The organism is Pseudomonas sp. JAI120, assembly GCF_014207255.1.
In the GTDB taxonomy this organism is placed as follows: Bacteria; Pseudomonadota; Gammaproteobacteria; order Pseudomonadales; family Pseudomonadaceae; genus Aquipseudomonas.
In genome coordinates, this window is record NZ_JACHCZ010000001.1 from 910,531 (window position 1) to 925,058 (window position 14,528).

Annotated in this window: 10 protein-coding genes; all 10 read right to left on the reverse strand. The window is 62.6% G+C overall.

Translation table 11 applies throughout. From position 1 onward, the window contains the following. Window positions 1-549: 549 nt before the first annotated feature. Entirely contained in the window at window positions 550-2,169 is a 1,620-nt protein-coding gene (locus HDC32_RS04130; protein ID WP_184742645.1) for a methyl-accepting chemotaxis protein, read from the reverse strand. Window positions 2,170-2,237: 68 nt separating this feature from the next. Next, window positions 2,238-2,933 carry an anaerobic ribonucleoside-triphosphate reductase activating protein gene (locus HDC32_RS04135; RefSeq protein WP_145338834.1) on the reverse strand — a complete coding sequence of 232 codons (696 nt, stop codon included), beginning with the start codon at window positions 2,931-2,933 and terminating at the stop codon, window positions 2,238-2,240. Beyond that, a complete protein-coding gene (gene nrdD, locus HDC32_RS04140) occupies window positions 2,930-3,085 on the reverse strand; it encodes an anaerobic ribonucleoside-triphosphate reductase (RefSeq protein ID WP_027607168.1) in 156 nt (51 codons plus the stop codon). The genes HDC32_RS04135 and nrdD overlap by 4 nt, the downstream gene beginning before the upstream one ends. Window positions 3,086-3,116: 31 nt before the next feature. Continuing rightward, on the reverse strand, window positions 3,117-5,117 hold the full coding sequence (locus HDC32_RS04145) for a ribonucleoside triphosphate reductase (protein WP_184742647.1): 2,001 nt from the start codon (window positions 5,115-5,117) through the stop codon (window positions 3,117-3,119). A 690-nt stretch (window positions 5,118-5,807) separates the two neighbouring features. Beyond that, on the reverse strand, window positions 5,808-6,794 hold the full coding sequence (moaA, locus tag HDC32_RS04150) for a GTP 3',8-cyclase MoaA (RefSeq protein ID WP_184742649.1): 987 nt from the start codon (window positions 6,792-6,794) through the stop codon (window positions 5,808-5,810). Between the two features lies 1 nt (window position 6,795). Continuing rightward, window positions 6,796-7,722 carry a peptidylprolyl isomerase gene (locus HDC32_RS04155; RefSeq protein WP_131699966.1) on the reverse strand — a complete coding sequence of 309 codons (927 nt, stop codon included), beginning with the start codon at window positions 7,720-7,722 and terminating at the stop codon, window positions 6,796-6,798. Window positions 7,723-7,732: 10 nt separating this feature from the next. Continuing rightward, window positions 7,733-8,413: a respiratory nitrate reductase subunit gamma gene (gene narI / locus HDC32_RS04160; RefSeq protein WP_131699965.1), complete on the reverse strand. Its 681-nt coding sequence runs from the start codon at window positions 8,411-8,413 to the stop codon at window positions 7,733-7,735. Then, window positions 8,406-9,161 (reverse strand): nitrate reductase molybdenum cofactor assembly chaperone, encoded by a 756-nt coding sequence (gene narJ / locus HDC32_RS04165; RefSeq protein WP_145338837.1) that lies wholly within the window; start codon window positions 9,159-9,161, stop codon window positions 8,406-8,408. Before narJ ends, narI begins: the two co-directional genes overlap by 8 nt. A gap of 3 nt (window positions 9,162-9,164) precedes the next feature. Further along, on the reverse strand, window positions 9,165-10,703 hold the full coding sequence (gene narH, locus HDC32_RS04170) for a nitrate reductase subunit beta (RefSeq protein WP_027607174.1): 1,539 nt from the start codon (window positions 10,701-10,703) through the stop codon (window positions 9,165-9,167). A 1-nt stretch (window position 10,704) separates the two neighbouring features. Then, the gene (locus HDC32_RS04175) at window positions 10,705-14,478 is read right to left on the reverse strand and encodes a nitrate reductase subunit alpha (protein WP_184742651.1); all 3,774 of its coding nucleotides are present in this window, start codon (window positions 14,476-14,478) and stop codon (window positions 10,705-10,707) included. Window positions 14,479-14,528: the final 50 nt, after the last annotated feature.

Below are 14,528 nucleotides of genomic sequence, written 5' to 3' on the forward strand. Positions count from 1 at the left end.
CACCGATCCAGATGTGGGAGGGGGCTTGCCCCCGATGAGCATGGGTATCTGTGGCGCGGGCGCTTGCTCCCGTGGCGGCCTTCGGGCCGACCATGTCGTTGGGGTTGGAATAAGTACATATCCATTGTTGCGGTCACGGCTGCTTAGGGTTCCGCCCTTACGGCGGGTCACTTTGGAAAAGAGCCCCAAAGTAACCAAAGGGCTCTTGCCCCACCACTCGGTACCTCGCCTAGGCTCGGTATGCCCTCACTCCGGCTTGAATCCGTGGGCCGCCGTCATGGGCCATCCCTGGCCCAGGACGGCTAACCCGGCGTCCTGCCGGGTTACCCACGGATTCAAGCCTGCGTTCGGCCAGCGTGGTTAACGGGGCGCCTAGGATCAAGATCAAAAGCCAGAGCAAAAGCAGACCGAGGTCCATCTGATATATGGAGATCCTAATGTGGGAGGGAGCTTGCCCCCGATAGCGGTGAGTCAGTCAACCCAAGTATCACTGACCCACCCTCATCGGGGGCAAGCCCCCTCCCACAGTTTTGACCGCACCAGCCGAAGTTACACCTTGAACCGCGCCACCGTCTGATGCAGCGTCCCCGCCATCCCGGCCAGGTCATGCCCTGCCGTTTCGGTGTGTATCGCGCCCTGCAACACCTGCTGCGACAGGTTGCGAATGCCCACCAGGTTGCGATCCACTTCCCGCGCCACCAATGCCTGTTCTTCGGTGGCGCTGGCAATCATCATATTGCGTTCGTTGATCTGCGAGATCGACCGGGTGATTTCGTCCAGCGCCTCTCCCGAGCGTTGCGCCACGTTCAAGGTCGCCTGTACCCGTTCACTGCTGCTGTGCATGGCGGCCACGGCGTGTTCGGTGTCCTGGCGGATATTGCCGATCATCTGCTCGATCTCATGGGTCGAGGTCTGGGTGCGATGGGCCAGTGCGCGCACTTCATCGGCGACCACCGCAAACCCTCGCCCGGCATCCCCGGCGCGGGCCGCTTCGATGGCCGCGTTCAACGCCAACAGGTTGGTCTGGTCGGCAATGCTGCGGATCACTTCGAGCACGCTGCTGATGTCTTGCACGCGGCCGGCCAGTTGCTGGATACGCTCCGAGGTTTCCACCACACCGGTGGCCAAGGTGTTGATCGACGCCACGGTTTCCTGCACCTGCGCCTGTCCACGCTGGGCGGTCTGCTCCGACAGGCGCGAGGCTTCGCTGGTGCTCACGGCATTGCGTGCCACTTCGTCGACGGCGGCAGTCATTTCATTCACCGCGGTGGCGGCCTGTTCGATTTCCTGGCCCTGCAACTGCAGGCTGCTGCTGGTCTGGCTGCTGACCGCGCTCAACTCTTCCGACGAACTGGCCACGCCGTCCACCGACGCCGCGATATGCCGGACCATCTGGTTAAGGTTCTGCTGCATCTGATGCAGATTGCGCATCACACTGCCGTCGATACTGTTGCCCAACGGCACCTCGATGGTCAGGTCACCCTCGGCGATGTGGCTCAACACCCGCGCCACTTCATCCGGCTCGCCGCCCAGCGGCCGGGTGACGCTGCGCGTGACGATCACCGCCGCCGCCACCACCAGGGCCAGGCACAGCAGGAACAGCCCGAGCATATTGCGTCGGGCCTCGTCATAGAGGATTTGCGCCGCCTGCTGGCGCTCGGCGAACAGCCGCCCCTGCATGGCCATCAACGCATCCAGGCTCTTGAACACTTCCAACTCGGCGGGCATCACCTGTTGCTTGAGCTGGGCCAGGCCCTGCTCGCGCGCGCCCTGTCGGATCAGCGCCTGCACCTGGGTGAAGGCCGCCACGTAGGCCTCACGGTGGGTTTTCAAGGTGGCATAGGCCGCCTTGCCTTCAGCGGTGTCGAGCAGCGGCTCAAGGGTAGCGAACGCCTGGGTGATGCGTTCGCGCGTGGTGCCGATGGAGGCCTGGGCCTGTTGGTTGTCCTGGTCGATCAGCAGGTCGCGGGTGTTGCGCCCGTTATCGCGCACCCCGGTGGCAATCACCATGATCGGCGCGATCCTGGGCCAGTCCTGCTGCACGATCTGCTCGGATTGCTGCTTGAGGGTTGCCAGGTCGTGAAGGGCGTAAAACACCAAGCCGGCCAGCGCCAACGGCGCAATCGCGAAACCGATGACAATGCGTTGTGCCGTGGTTAATTGCTTCATTGTGCTATTCCCTGATGAAAACCTGCCCGTCATGGGCAGCATCTATAAAAATCCGCTGAGGGCACGCATCACCCTCGCAATACAAAAGCAGGAAACAATTCGCGCAATCGGCCCCATAACTCCGGCAATGCGGCCTGTGCCGGTGAGCTCGACAATTGCGCATCGAGCATGCTGGCCGTGCGCACCATTTGCACCGCAAAGCGTTGCACACCGTTGGCTTGCAAACGCTGGGCCAGCAACAACAACCGAGGGGGGTCGATCAAATGCCAATGCACCGTGGTGCGGCACTCGTATTCCACACCGCTGGCCAACAGGGTGTCGAGGCTGCGCCAGTTGGCGGCACCGCTGTTCCTGACCTGGGTAATCAACTGGCAATCCTCGGCCAGCGCCTTGACGTCAAAACCGACCCAGTCGGCATGGCGCAACGCATTGGCAAATCCTGCCGGCTTGATCCCGGCACTGTGCAGGCCGACGCGAAAGCCCATCGCCCGCACTTCATCCATGGCCGCCGGCAAGCCTTCCTGCAAGGTCGGCTCGCCACCACTGAACACCACGGCGTCGAGCAGGTCCTTGCGCCGCTGCAAAAACAGCAACACCCGGCGCCAATCCACCTCCGTGCTGCCGCGCGGTGGGATCAGGTCCGGGTTGTGGCAGTAACGACAGCGCCAGGCACAGCCCTGGCAAAACAGCACACAGGCGAGCATGCCGGGGTAGTCGAGGGTGGTCAGGGGCACCAGGCCCCCGATCCGTAGCGCTCGACTCATTGGCGCCCGGCCACGGCGGCCGTTTCAGTGAAATGCACCCGTTCCTTGTGCTCGGATTGTTTGCCGGGATTGAACGCCGACACGGGCCGGTGATAGCCCATCACCCGGGTCCAGACTTCGCAGCGCTGACGTTGTGGCTGGGATGTTTGCATGGTGAATCTCCTTGCGGGTTGGAAGATCGGTTCAATGCGCAGCGGCAAGTGCCAGCACTTCATCGCACTTGGGACAGAACTCATGCTCACCGGCGAGGTAGCCGTGCACCGGGCAGATCGAGAACGTCGGGGTGATCGTCAGGTACGGCAGGCGGAAACGCCCCAACGCCTTGCGCACCAGTTGCTTGCAGGCCTGGGCCGAGGAAATCTGCTCGGCCATGTACAGGTGCAACACGGTGCCGCCGGTGTATTTGCATTGCAGTTCGTCTTGCAGCTCCAGGGCTTCGAAGGGGTCTTGGGTAAAGCCCACCGGCAATTGCGAGGAGTTGGTGTAGTACGGCGCGACGTCGCTGCCGGCCTGCAGGATGTCCGGATAGCGCTTGCGGTCTTCCTTGGCGAAGCGGTAGGTGGTGCCTTCCGCCGGCGTGGCTTCGAGGTTGTAGAGGTGGCCGGTGTCTTCCTGGAAGCGCAGCAAGGTGGCGCGTACATGGTCGAGCAGCTTGAGGGCAAACGCGCGGCCCTCTTCGGTGTGCATGCCCTGCTCGTCGCCGGTGAAATTGCGCAGCATCTCGTGCATGCCGTTGAGGCCGATGGTGGAGAAGTGATTGCGCAAGGTGCCGAGGTAACGCTTGGTGTACGGGTACAAGCCGGCGTCCATATGGTGCTGGATCACCTTGCGCTTGACCTCCAGGCTTTCCATGGCCATGTCCATCAGGCTGTCCAGGCGTTGCAACAGGCCTGAGGTGTCGCCCTTGAACAGGTAACCCAGGCGCGCGCAGTTGATCGTCACCACGCCGAGGCTGCCGGTCTGCTCCGCCGAACCGAACAACCCCCCGCCGCGCTTGAGCAGCTCGCGCACGTCCAGTTGCAGGCGGCAGCACATCGAGCGCACCTGGTTGGGTTGCATATCGGAATTGAGGAAGTTCTGGAAATACGGCAGGCCGTAGCGCGCGGTCATCTCGAACAGACGGTCGGCGTTCTCGCTGTCCCAAGGGAAGTCGTGGGTAATGTTGTAGGTGGGAATCGGGAAGGTGAACACCCGGCCCTTGGCATCGCCGGCCTGCATCACTTCGATATAGGCGCGGTTGATCAGCTCCATTTCCGCTTGCAGGTCGCCATAGGCAAACGGCATTTCCTCACCCCCGATCACCGGCACCTGCTCGCGCAGATCTTCCGGGCACACCCAGTCGAAGGTCAGGTTGGTAAACGGCGTCTGGGTGCCCCAGCGCGACGGTACGTTGAGGTTGTAGATAAACTCCTGCACCGCCTGGCGCACCTCGGCGTAGCTCAGTTGATCCTTGCGCACATAGGGCGCCAGGTAGGTATCGAACGAACTGAACGCCTGGGCGCCGGCCCATTCGTTTTGCAGGGTGCCGAGGAAGTTGACCATCTGCCCCAGGGCGCTGCTCAAGTGCTTGGGCGGCCCCGCTTCGACACGGCCCGGCACACCATTAAGGCCTTCGTGCAGCAGTGAACGCAGCGACCAGCCGGCGCAATAACCGGCGAGCATGTCCAGGTCATGGATATGCAAATCCGCCTCGCGGTGCGCGCGACCGATCTGCTGGCTGTAGACCTCGTCGAGCCAATAGTTGGCGGTGACCTTGCCCGACACGTTCAACACCAGCCCACCCAGGGAGTAGCCCTGGTTGGCATTGGCTTGCACGCGCCAGTCTTCGCGGTCGAGGTATTCGTTCATCGAGGTGGCGACTTCCACCAGGGTCTTGCGGTCGCGACGCAGGCGGCCGTGTTGTTCGCGGTAGACGATATAGGCGCGCATGGAGAGGAAGTAGCCGGCGTCCATCAGTACGCGTTCGACGCTGTCCTGGATTTGTTCGACGTCCAGGTGTTCGATGCCCCTCAGGCGGGCCAGGACGGCGCCCAGTAACAGGTCGACGTCGGCCTCCTGGTACTCGCCGGTGGCGGTGCCGGCGGCGATCAGGGCGTGGTGGATTTTTTCGGCGTTGAAGGGGACCAGGCTGCCGTCGCGTTTGTGTAGGCGGGTGCTGACCAACGGGGTGAGCGTGTTTTGCATTTTCCGGGCTCCAGGCACTACATATAGATGTTTTTAGGCTTTAAGACACAAGATGCAGTGAGGTTACGGAGAATGGGGTGGGGGTCCCTTGATCGGGGTCAAGGTTTTTTGATTGGGGGTATATCCGTTATTTGGGTAACGGCGGCTTAGGGTTCCGCCCTTACGGCGGGTCACTTTGGAAAAGAGCCCCAAAGTAACCAAAGGGCTCTTGCCCCAACACTCGGCACCTCGCCTAGGCTCGGTGTGCCCTCACTCCGGCTTGAATCCGTGGGCCGCCGTCATGGGCCATCCTTGGCCCAGGACGGCTAACCCGGCGTCCTGCCGGGTTACCCACGGATTCAAGCCTGCGTTCGGCCAGCGTGTTTGACGGGGCGCCCAGGATCAAGATCAAAAGCCAGAGCAAAAGCAGAGCAAAAGCAGACCGAAGTCCATCTGATATATGGAGATCCAAATGTGGGAGGGGGCTTGCCCCCGATAGCGCCGGGTCAGTAAAAAATAAGTGACTGACACTCCCTCATCGGGGGCAAGCCCCCTCCCACATTTTTTACCGAGTACACCAGACACAACTGCGGTCGGCTCTAAGGCCGCCGCGCTTTGGCTTTTGATCTCAAATCGCCCCGTCAAACACGCTGGCCGAACACAAGCTTTGGAGCGTAGCTAACCCGGCAGGCCGAAGTAATGGGTATGCACTCACCCCCCACTCATATTCATAAACCGCACCACCTGCACCTCCCCCGCCCCACTGAAATCATGCCGCAACGGCTTGCCCTTCAACCCCCTGTGCAGCGCCTCAACCAACGGCCCATCCGCCAACGGATAGCGCCGTAACAAAGCGCGAAAATCCAGCGCATCCTCCTGCCCCAGGCACAACAGCAACTGCCCTTCCACTGTCATTCGTACCCGATTACAACTGCCACAGAAATTATGCGAATTAGGCGAAATAAACCCCACCCGGGTCCCAGGGTGCCCCGCCAATCGCACATACCGCGCTGGCCCTCCGCTGTTCTCGGTGCTATCGATCAGCCCATGCTCACGGGCAATCACCGCCCGTACTTCATCGCTGGAGCAGAACGTCTCCCCCCGCGACCGCCCGACGTCCCCCAGGGGCATTTCCTCGATAAAACTGATGTCGACACCATGGTCAATGGCATACCGCACCAACGCCGGGACCTCGTCAAAATTGCGCCCCTTCATCACCACGCAGCTGAGCTTGACCCGCTCGAACCCCGCCTCCCGCGCGGCCTCGATACCGTCCAGCACCTGGCGCAGATCACCGTTGCGGGTAATTGCGCGAAAGCGCTGCGTATCCAGGCTGTCAAGGCTGATGTTCATGCGCTTGACCCCCGCCTCCACCAACGGCCGCGCCAGTCGCGCCAACTGCGAGCCATTGCTGGTCATCACCAGTTCACGCAAGCCCGGCAGCGCCGCGATGTTGCGGCACAAGCCGACAATGCCCGGGCGAATCAGGGGCTCGCCCCCGGTCAGGCGGATCTTGCGTACGCCCTGCCCCACAAACAGCGCGGCAAGGCGTTCCAGTTCTTCCAGGGTCAGCACCTGCTGGCGCGGCAGGAATGTCATGTTTTTCGCCATGCAGTACACACAGCGAAAATCGCAACGGTCGGTCACCGACAAGCGCAGGTAATCGATCGAACGGCCCACCCCATCCACCAGGCTCATGTCACTGCACCAACGGTGAGTCGGCGCCCTGCAGCGCGATGCCACGGATGTCCGCTGCGCCGATCAGGGTTTGCAGGTACTGCACCAATGCTTTCTGCCACACCCCTTGCTGCAACTGGGTGCGAATCGCGACGGCTACCGCTTCATACGGCAACGGCTGGCCTTCGATACGTTGGTCGACACTGATCACATGCCAGCCGTAACGGCTCTCCAGCGGCTTGGCGGCCAGGCCTGGGGCCAGGGTGAACAGCTGGCGCTCCAGCTCGGGCACGGTCTGGCCTTTGCTCACCTGGCCCAATGAACCGCCCTGGGCCTTGGACGGGCAAGCCGAGTACTTGAGCGCCAGTTCGGCAAATTGGCCCGGTTGTTCTTCCAGGCTCAGCAGCAGGACTTCGGCCTGGGTGCGCGCCAGGTGGCGCGCCTCGGCGTCGTCCGGCGCGCATTCGAGCAGGATGTGCCGCGCCGCCAGCAACGGCGCGCTGTGAAAGCGCCCGCGGTTGTTCTCGAAGTAGCGCACACAGGTCGCCTCGTCGCAGTCGGGCACCGTCACCTCACGCTCCAGCAGCAGGCGCGTGGCGGCTTCTTCTTCGTTCTCGCCGGCGGCGATCTCCACCGCCAGGCCCAGCTCGGCGATCCGCTGTTGCAACAGCTCGCGGATCACCAGCGCGCGGGCGGCCAGGTACACCGCTTCCTCGCGGCTGTCGGCCGGGTGGTACTGCAACTCCAGGGCCATGGCCTCGGGCGTGACCGCCACGCCGTTGACGCTGATGATCGGCCATTCCTGTTCACTGCTGGCGATCAACTCCGGCGCCTTGATCTCCTCGAAAGAAGCCTGGGCCACACCCTCGGCCACCACCGGTTCTTTGGCCGACGAGCCGCAACCACCGCTGCCGCCGTTACCGCCACCACATCCGCATCCTGTACTCATGACGTTCTCCTCAGTACTTCTGCCGCACGATTTGATAACGACGCCCCAGGTACCAGATAGGCGCGCTGACCATGTGCACCAAGCGGGTAAACGGGAACAGCACAAACAGGGTCAAGCCCAGCGCCACGTGGGCCTTGTAGATCAGCGACACCGGCGCAATCGACTCGGCCGCTTCCACCGGCCGCAACAGCACCACGTTCTGCGCCCAGTCGGCGAGCATCACCATCACCGAGCCGTCCATATGCCCGGTGGACGCGACGATGGTCAGCAAGCCCAGCACCAGCTGCGCCAGCAGCACCAGCAGGATCAGGATGTCCGACGGGCTCGAGGTAGCCCGCACGCGCGGGTCACCCAGGCGGCGCTTGACCAGCATCAGCAAGCCCACCAGGCACAGCAGTCCGAAGAAGCCACCCGAGACCATCGCCAGCAACTGCTTGTTCTCAGTGCTGATCACATGGTGGTAGACCGACGCCGGGGTCAGCAGGCCGACAAAATGCCCGGCCAGCACGAACAGCACGCCGATGTGGAAGAAGTTGCTCGCCACGCGCATGCCCCGGTTGTTGAGCATCTGGCTGGATCCGGCCTTCCAGGTGTACTGCGACAGGTCGAACCGCGCCCAACTGCCCAACAGGCAGATCGCCAGGGCCACATAGGGGTACACCCCGAATACCAGCAAATTCCACTTAGACATTACCCACCTCCCCGGCGGGCGCTGCGGCCCGGCCTTCTTGCTGAAAATCCACCCAGTGCAACGGCACCGCGCTTTCTTCGCGGGCCTTGCCCGGACTGCTCGGCATTGAACTGCAGCGGTCCTGTTGCTCAGCCTGCATAAAGTCCACCGCTTCCTCTTCCCAGATTTTGTCCAGGGCTTCGAGGGAGTCGTCGCGCGGTTCGGCGGCGACCTGGGCGCGCAGTTCGGCCACGGCCTGGTGCGGCTCGGCGCCGGCAATCTGCAACAGCGCACGGAAGCAACCGGCATAGCCGCTCTCACGCTCGTCCAGACGCGCAGCGAGCAAGGCCAACAGGTGCGCCACATCCGCCAGGCCCTCGCGGGCCTCGATGTCTTCGCGGGTGGACAGGAACTCCAGGTACAACGGGATGTAGTCCGGCAGCTCCTTGACGCCAATGGCGAAGCCGGCTTCTTCGTACTGGGCCATCATGTCGACCATGGCCTGACCGCGGTCGCGGGACTCGCCGTGCACGTGTTCGAACAACAACAGCGACAGCGAACGCCCCCGGCCAAACAGCGCGCCGTAGTGTTCCTGGCCGTCCATCAGGTCATTGGCGCAGATCAGTTCCAGCAGCTCGAACAACGCACCGCGCTGCTTGGGGCTGATTTCCCGCGATTCGAGAATCGCCTGTTCCAGTTCGTCGCGGCCGTTCACCAAGGTTTCAGTGGGATAGTCCAGCAGCAACGAAATCACTTTAAGAATGCGCATGGCTCAGTCCTCCCAGATCTGGACGGTTTTCAGCACGTCACGGCGGTTGGCTTTCTTGGCGCCGAACATGTTGGTGTCGGAGCTGCCGCTGCAACCGCTGCCGAAGCTGAAACCACACCCGGAACGTTCGGCGAACGCGTCGCTCATGGCGTCTTCACGGTGGGCGCTCGGTACCACGAAGCGATCTTCGTAGTTGGCAATGGCCAGGTAGCGGTACATCTCTTCCACCTGTTCAACGCTCAGGCCGACGTCTTCGAGCACTTGCAGGTCCTGCACGCCATCGACTTGCTGGGAGCGTTTGTAGGCGCGCATCGCCAACAGGCGCTTGAGTGCACGCTTGACCGGTTTTTCATCGCCGGCGGTGAGCATATTCGCCAGGTAACGCAGCGGAATACGCAGGCTATCCACATCCGGGATCACCCCGTTCATGCCCACGGTGCCGGCAGCAGCGGCGTTCTGGATCGGTGACAGCGGCGGCACGTACCAGACCATCGGCAAGGTGCGGTATTCCGGGTGCAGCGGCAGCGCCAACTTCCAGTCGACGGCCATTTTGTACACCGGCGAACGCTGGGCCGAGTCGATCACCGACTGCGGCACGCCATCGGCCAGGGCCTGGCGAATCACCGCCGGGTCATTCGGGTCGAGGAAGATTTCCAGTTGCTTCTCGTACAGGTCCTGCTCGTTGGCGGTGCTTGCCACTTCGCTGATGCGGTCGGCGTCGTACAGCAACACACCGAGGTAGCGAATCCGACCCACGCAGGTTTCGGCGCACACGGTCGGCATACCGGCTTCGATACGCGGGTAGCAGAAGATGCACTTCTCGGACTTGCCGCTCTTCCAATTGAAGTAGATTTTCTTGTACGGGCAGCCGCTGATGCACATGCGCCAGCCCCGGCACTTCTCCTGGTCGATCAGCACGATGCCGTCTTCTTCACGCTTGTAGATCGCACCGCTCGGGCACGATGCCGCACACGCCGGGTTGAGGCAGTGCTCACACAGGCGCGGCAGGTACATCATGAAGGTGTTTTCGTACTCGCCATAAATGTCGGCCTGGATCTGGTCGAAGTTCTTGTCCTTGCGGCGCTTGGCGAATTCGGTGCCGAGGATTTCCTCCCAGTTCGGGCCCCACTCGATCTTTTCCATGCGCTTGCCGGACACCAGCGAACGCGGGCGTGCGGTCGGCTGGTGCTCGCCCAATGGCGCGGTGTGCAAGTGCTGATAGTCGAAGTCGAACGGCTCGTAGTAGTCGTCCAGGCTTGGCAGGTCGGGGTTGGCGAAGATGTTCGCCAACACGCGGAACTTGCCGCCGATGCGTGGGTTGATCGAGCCGTTGGCGTTGCGCACCCAGCCGCCCTTCCACTTGTCCTGGTTTTCCCACTCCTTGGGGTAGCCGATGCCGGGCTTGGACTCGACGTTGTTGAACCAGGCGTATTCCATGCCTTCACGGCTGGTCCACACGTTTTTGCAGGTGATGGAACAGGTGTGGCAGCCGATGCATTTGTCCAGGTTGAGGACCATGCCGATCTGTGAGCGAATTTTCATCTCAGTTCTCCTCGATGTCAGTCGGCAATGGGCGCGGCAAATCATCACCGCTGGAGCCATCGAGCCAGTCGACCTTGGCCATCTTGCGCACCACGACAAACTCATCGCGGTTGCAACCGACCGTGCCGTAGTAGTTGAAACCGTAGGCCTGCTGGGCATAGCCGCCGATCATGTGGGTCGGCTTGAGCACCACGCGGGTCACCGAGTTATGGTGGCCGCCACGGGTCTTGGTGGTTTCCGAACCCGGCACGTTCACGATGCGTTCCTGGGCGTGGTACATCATCACCATGCCTTCCTTGACGCGCTGGCTGACCACCGCACGAGCGGTCAATGCGCCGTTGACGTTGAAGCATTCGATCCAGTCGTTGTCTTCGATGCCGGCGCGCTTGGCGTCGATTTCCGAGAGCCACACGATCGGTCCGCCACGGCTCAGGGTGAGCATCAGCAGGTTGTCGCTGTAGGTGCTGTGGATGCCCCACTTCTGGTGCGGGGTGATCCAGTTCAGCACGATCTCGGTCTCGCCATTGCTGCGCTTGCCCTTCACGCCTTCGATGGTGCGGGTGTTGACTGGTGGCCGGTAGCTCATCAGCTGCTCGCCGAACGCCTGCATCCACGGGTGATCCTGGTAGAACTGCTGGCGGCCGGTGATGGTGCGCCATGGGATGTTTTCATGGACGTTGGTGTAGCCGGCGTTGTAGCTCACGTGCTCGTCTTCCAGGCCTGACCAGGTCGGGCTGGAGATGATCTTGCGCGGCTGCGCCTGGATGTCGCGGAAGCGAATCGCTTCGTGGGCCTTGGAGATCGCCAGGTGGCTGTGGTCGATGCCGGTGAATTCCGACAGCGCGGCCCAGGCTTTCAAGGCGACCTTGCCGTTGGTTTCCGGGGCCAGGGACAGGATCACTTCGGCGGCGTCGATGGCCGTGTCGATTTTCGGCCGGCCGTGGCTGATACCCGCATCGCTTTCGTGATGGTTCAGCTCGCCGAGGAACTCGACCTCTTCATCGGTGTTCCAGTTGATGCCCTTGCCGCCGTTGCCGAGTTTTTCCAGCATCGGGCCCAGCGACGAGAACTGCTTGTAGATGTTCGGGTAGTCCCGTTCCACCACCGCCATGTTCGGCGCGTTCTTGCCCGGAACCGGCGCCACACCGGCGCTTTTCCAGTCGGTGCCGCCAAACGGCTGGGCCAGTTCGCCGACGCTGTCGTGCATCAACGGTACGGTGACCAGGTCTTGCTCCACGCCCAGGTGGCCGACCGACATGGCCGAGAACGCCTTGGCGATGCCCTTGTAGATTTCCCAGTCGGAGCGCGACTCCCACGCAGGGTCGATGGCCGCCGACAACGGGTGAATGAACGGGTGCATGTCCGAGGTGTTCATGTCGTCTTTTTCGTACCAGGTGGCAGTCGGCAAGACGATGTCGGAGTACACGCAGGTTGAGGACATGCGGAAGTCCAGGGTGGTCACCAGGTCAAGCTTGCCGATGGCGCCGTCCTCGACCCATTCGGCCTCGGTGGGCTTGCATTCGGTGCTGTGGCCGATGTCTTCGTTCATCACGCCGTTCTTGGTGCCCAACAGGTACTTGAGCATGTACTCATGGCCCTTGCCCGAGGAACCGAGCAGGTTGGAGCGCCAGATAAACATGTTGCGCGGGAAGTTCACCGGACTGTCCGGCTGTTCGCAGGCAAAGCGCAGGCTGCCGTCCTGCCAGGACTTGACCACGTAGTCTTTCGGCGTCATGCCGGCGGCGGCCGCATCACGGCAAATGTGCAGCGGGTTGGTGTTGAGCTGTGGCGCACTCGGCAACCAGCCGGCGCGTTCGGCGCGGATGTTGTAGTCCAGGGCGTGTTCCGGGAACTGCGACTTGTCGGCCAGGGGCGAGAGCACGTCGTGCATGCTCATCTTCTCGTGGCGCCATTGCGAGCTGTGGCCGTAGAAGAAGCTGGTGCCGTTCATCTGGCGTGGTGGGCGGTTCCAGTCGAGGCCGAAGGCCAGGGGCAGCCAGCCGCATTGCGGGCGCAGTTTTTCCTGGCCGACGTAGTGGGCCCAGCCGCCGCCGGTCTGGCCGACGCAACCGCAGAGCATGAGCATATTGATCAGCCCGCGGTAGTTCATGTCCATGTGGTACCAGTGGTTCATCGCCGCGCCGACGATGATCATCGAACGGCCCTTGGTCTTGTCGGCGTTGTCGGCGAACTCACGGGCGATCTGGATGGCTTTCTCGCGGCTGACGCCGGTGATCGCTTCCTGCCACGCCGGGGTGCCCGGTACGCTGGCGTCGTCGTAGTCCTTGGCCACGTTCTGGCCGCCCAGGCCACGGTCGATGGCCAGGTTGGCGGCGGACAAGTCGAACACCGTCGCCACTTTGGCCACGCTGCCGTCGTCCAGGGTCACGCTGTGCACCGGCACGCGGCGGAACTGCACGGCATCGCCGGCCACGTGCTGGAAGTGCTCGTGGGCTTCGCCGGCAAAATACGGGAAGGCCACTTCGGCGACGTCGTCACCGATCAGGCTGAGTTTCAGGTCGATGGCGCGGCCTTCACCGCCCTCCTTCGCGAGGATGTTCCACTTGCCCTTCTCGCCCCAGCGGTAGCCGATGGACCCTTGTGGCGACACCAGTTCACCGCTCTCGTCGAGGGCGATGGTTTTCCATTCCGGGTTGTTGTCCTGGCCGAGGTTGCCGGTGAGGTCCGAGGCACGCAGGAAGCGGTCAGGCTGGAAGCCGGCGCCGGGCGCGAACCCGGTCATCGGCTTGAGCATCACCAGCACCGGCAAGTCGGTAAAGCGCTTGGCGTAGTCGGTGAAGTAGGCGCTCGGTTTATCCAGGTGAAATTCCTTGAAGATCACATGGTTGAAGGCCTGGGCCAACGCGGCGTCGGTGCCCTGCTTGGGGTTGAGCCACAGGTCGGTGAGCTTGGCCACTTCCGAATAGTCCGGGGTGATGGCCACGGTCTTGGTGCCCTTGTAGCGCACCTCGGTGAAGAAGTGCGCGTCCGGGGTACGGGTCTGCGGAACGTTGGACCCCCAGGCGATGATGTAGTTGGAGTTGTACCAGTCGGCCGATTCCGGCACGTCGGTCTGCTCGCCCCACACCATCGGCGAGGCCGGTGGCAGGTCGCAGTACCAATCGTAGAAGCTCAGGCACACGCCGCCGATCAGCGACAGGTAACGCGAACCCGCCGCGTAGCTGACCATCGACATGGCCGGGATCGGCGAGAAGCCGACGATGCGGTCCGGGCCGTACTGCTTGATGGTGTAGACGTTGGAGGCGGCGATGATCTCGTTGACCTCCTCCCAGTTCGAGCGAATGAAACCGCCCATACCGCGTTTGCTCTTGTAGGAGTCGGCCTTGACCTTGTCCTCGACGATGCTCGCCCACGCCTCGACCGGCGACAGGGTCTGGCGCGCGTCACGCCACAGCTTGAGCAGCGGCTTGCGGATCTTCGGGTACTTGAGGCGGTTGGCGCTGTAGATGTACCAGCTGTAACTGGCACCCCGTGGGCAGCCGCGCGGCTCATGATTGGGCAGGTCGTTGCGGGTGCGCGGGTAGTCGGTCTGCTGGGTTTCCCAGGTGATCAGGCCGTTCTTCACGTAGATCTTCCACGAGCACGAGCCGGTGCAGTTCACGCCGTGGGTGGAGCGCACGATCTTGTCGTACTGCCAGCGCGAGCGGTAGACGTTTTCCCAGTCGCGGGACTCCTTGCGGGTCTCGCCGTGACCGTCGGAGAATTCGTTTTGCTTGCGGTTGAAGAACCGCAGTTGATCCAATAAGTGACTCATGATGCTTTCCTCATCAGGCGTGCCGTGGGGTGCGTTGCCCCGCGAATTCG

Bases quoted from the DNA above. Each gene is read 5' to 3' on its own strand.
- HDC32_RS04130 (WP_184742645.1), bottom strand. From the start codon at position 2,169: ATGAAGCAATTAACCACGGCACAACGCATTGTCATCGGTTTCGCGATT.
- HDC32_RS04135 (WP_145338834.1), bottom strand. From the start codon at position 2,933: ATGAGTCGAGCGCTACGGATCGGGGGCCTGGTGCCCCTGACCACCCTC.
- nrdD (WP_027607168.1), bottom strand. From the start codon at position 3,085: ATGCAAACATCCCAGCCACAACGTCAGCGCTGCGAAGTCTGGACCCGG.
- HDC32_RS04145 (WP_184742647.1), bottom strand. From the start codon at position 5,117: ATGCAAAACACGCTCACCCCGTTGGTCAGCACCCGCCTACACAAACGC.
- moaA (WP_184742649.1), bottom strand. From the start codon at position 6,794: ATGAGCCTGGTGGATGGGGTGGGCCGTTCGATCGATTACCTGCGCTTG.
- HDC32_RS04155 (WP_131699966.1), bottom strand. From the start codon at position 7,722: ATGAGTACAGGATGCGGATGTGGTGGCGGTAACGGCGGCAGCGGTGGT.
- narI (WP_131699965.1), bottom strand. From the start codon at position 8,413: ATGTCTAAGTGGAATTTGCTGGTATTCGGGGTGTACCCCTATGTGGCC.
- narJ (WP_145338837.1), bottom strand. From the start codon at position 9,161: ATGCGCATTCTTAAAGTGATTTCGTTGCTGCTGGACTATCCCACTGAA.
- narH (WP_027607174.1), bottom strand. From the start codon at position 10,703: ATGAAAATTCGCTCACAGATCGGCATGGTCCTCAACCTGGACAAATGC.
- HDC32_RS04175 (WP_184742651.1), bottom strand. From the start codon at position 14,478: ATGAGTCACTTATTGGATCAACTGCGGTTCTTCAACCGCAAGCAAAAC.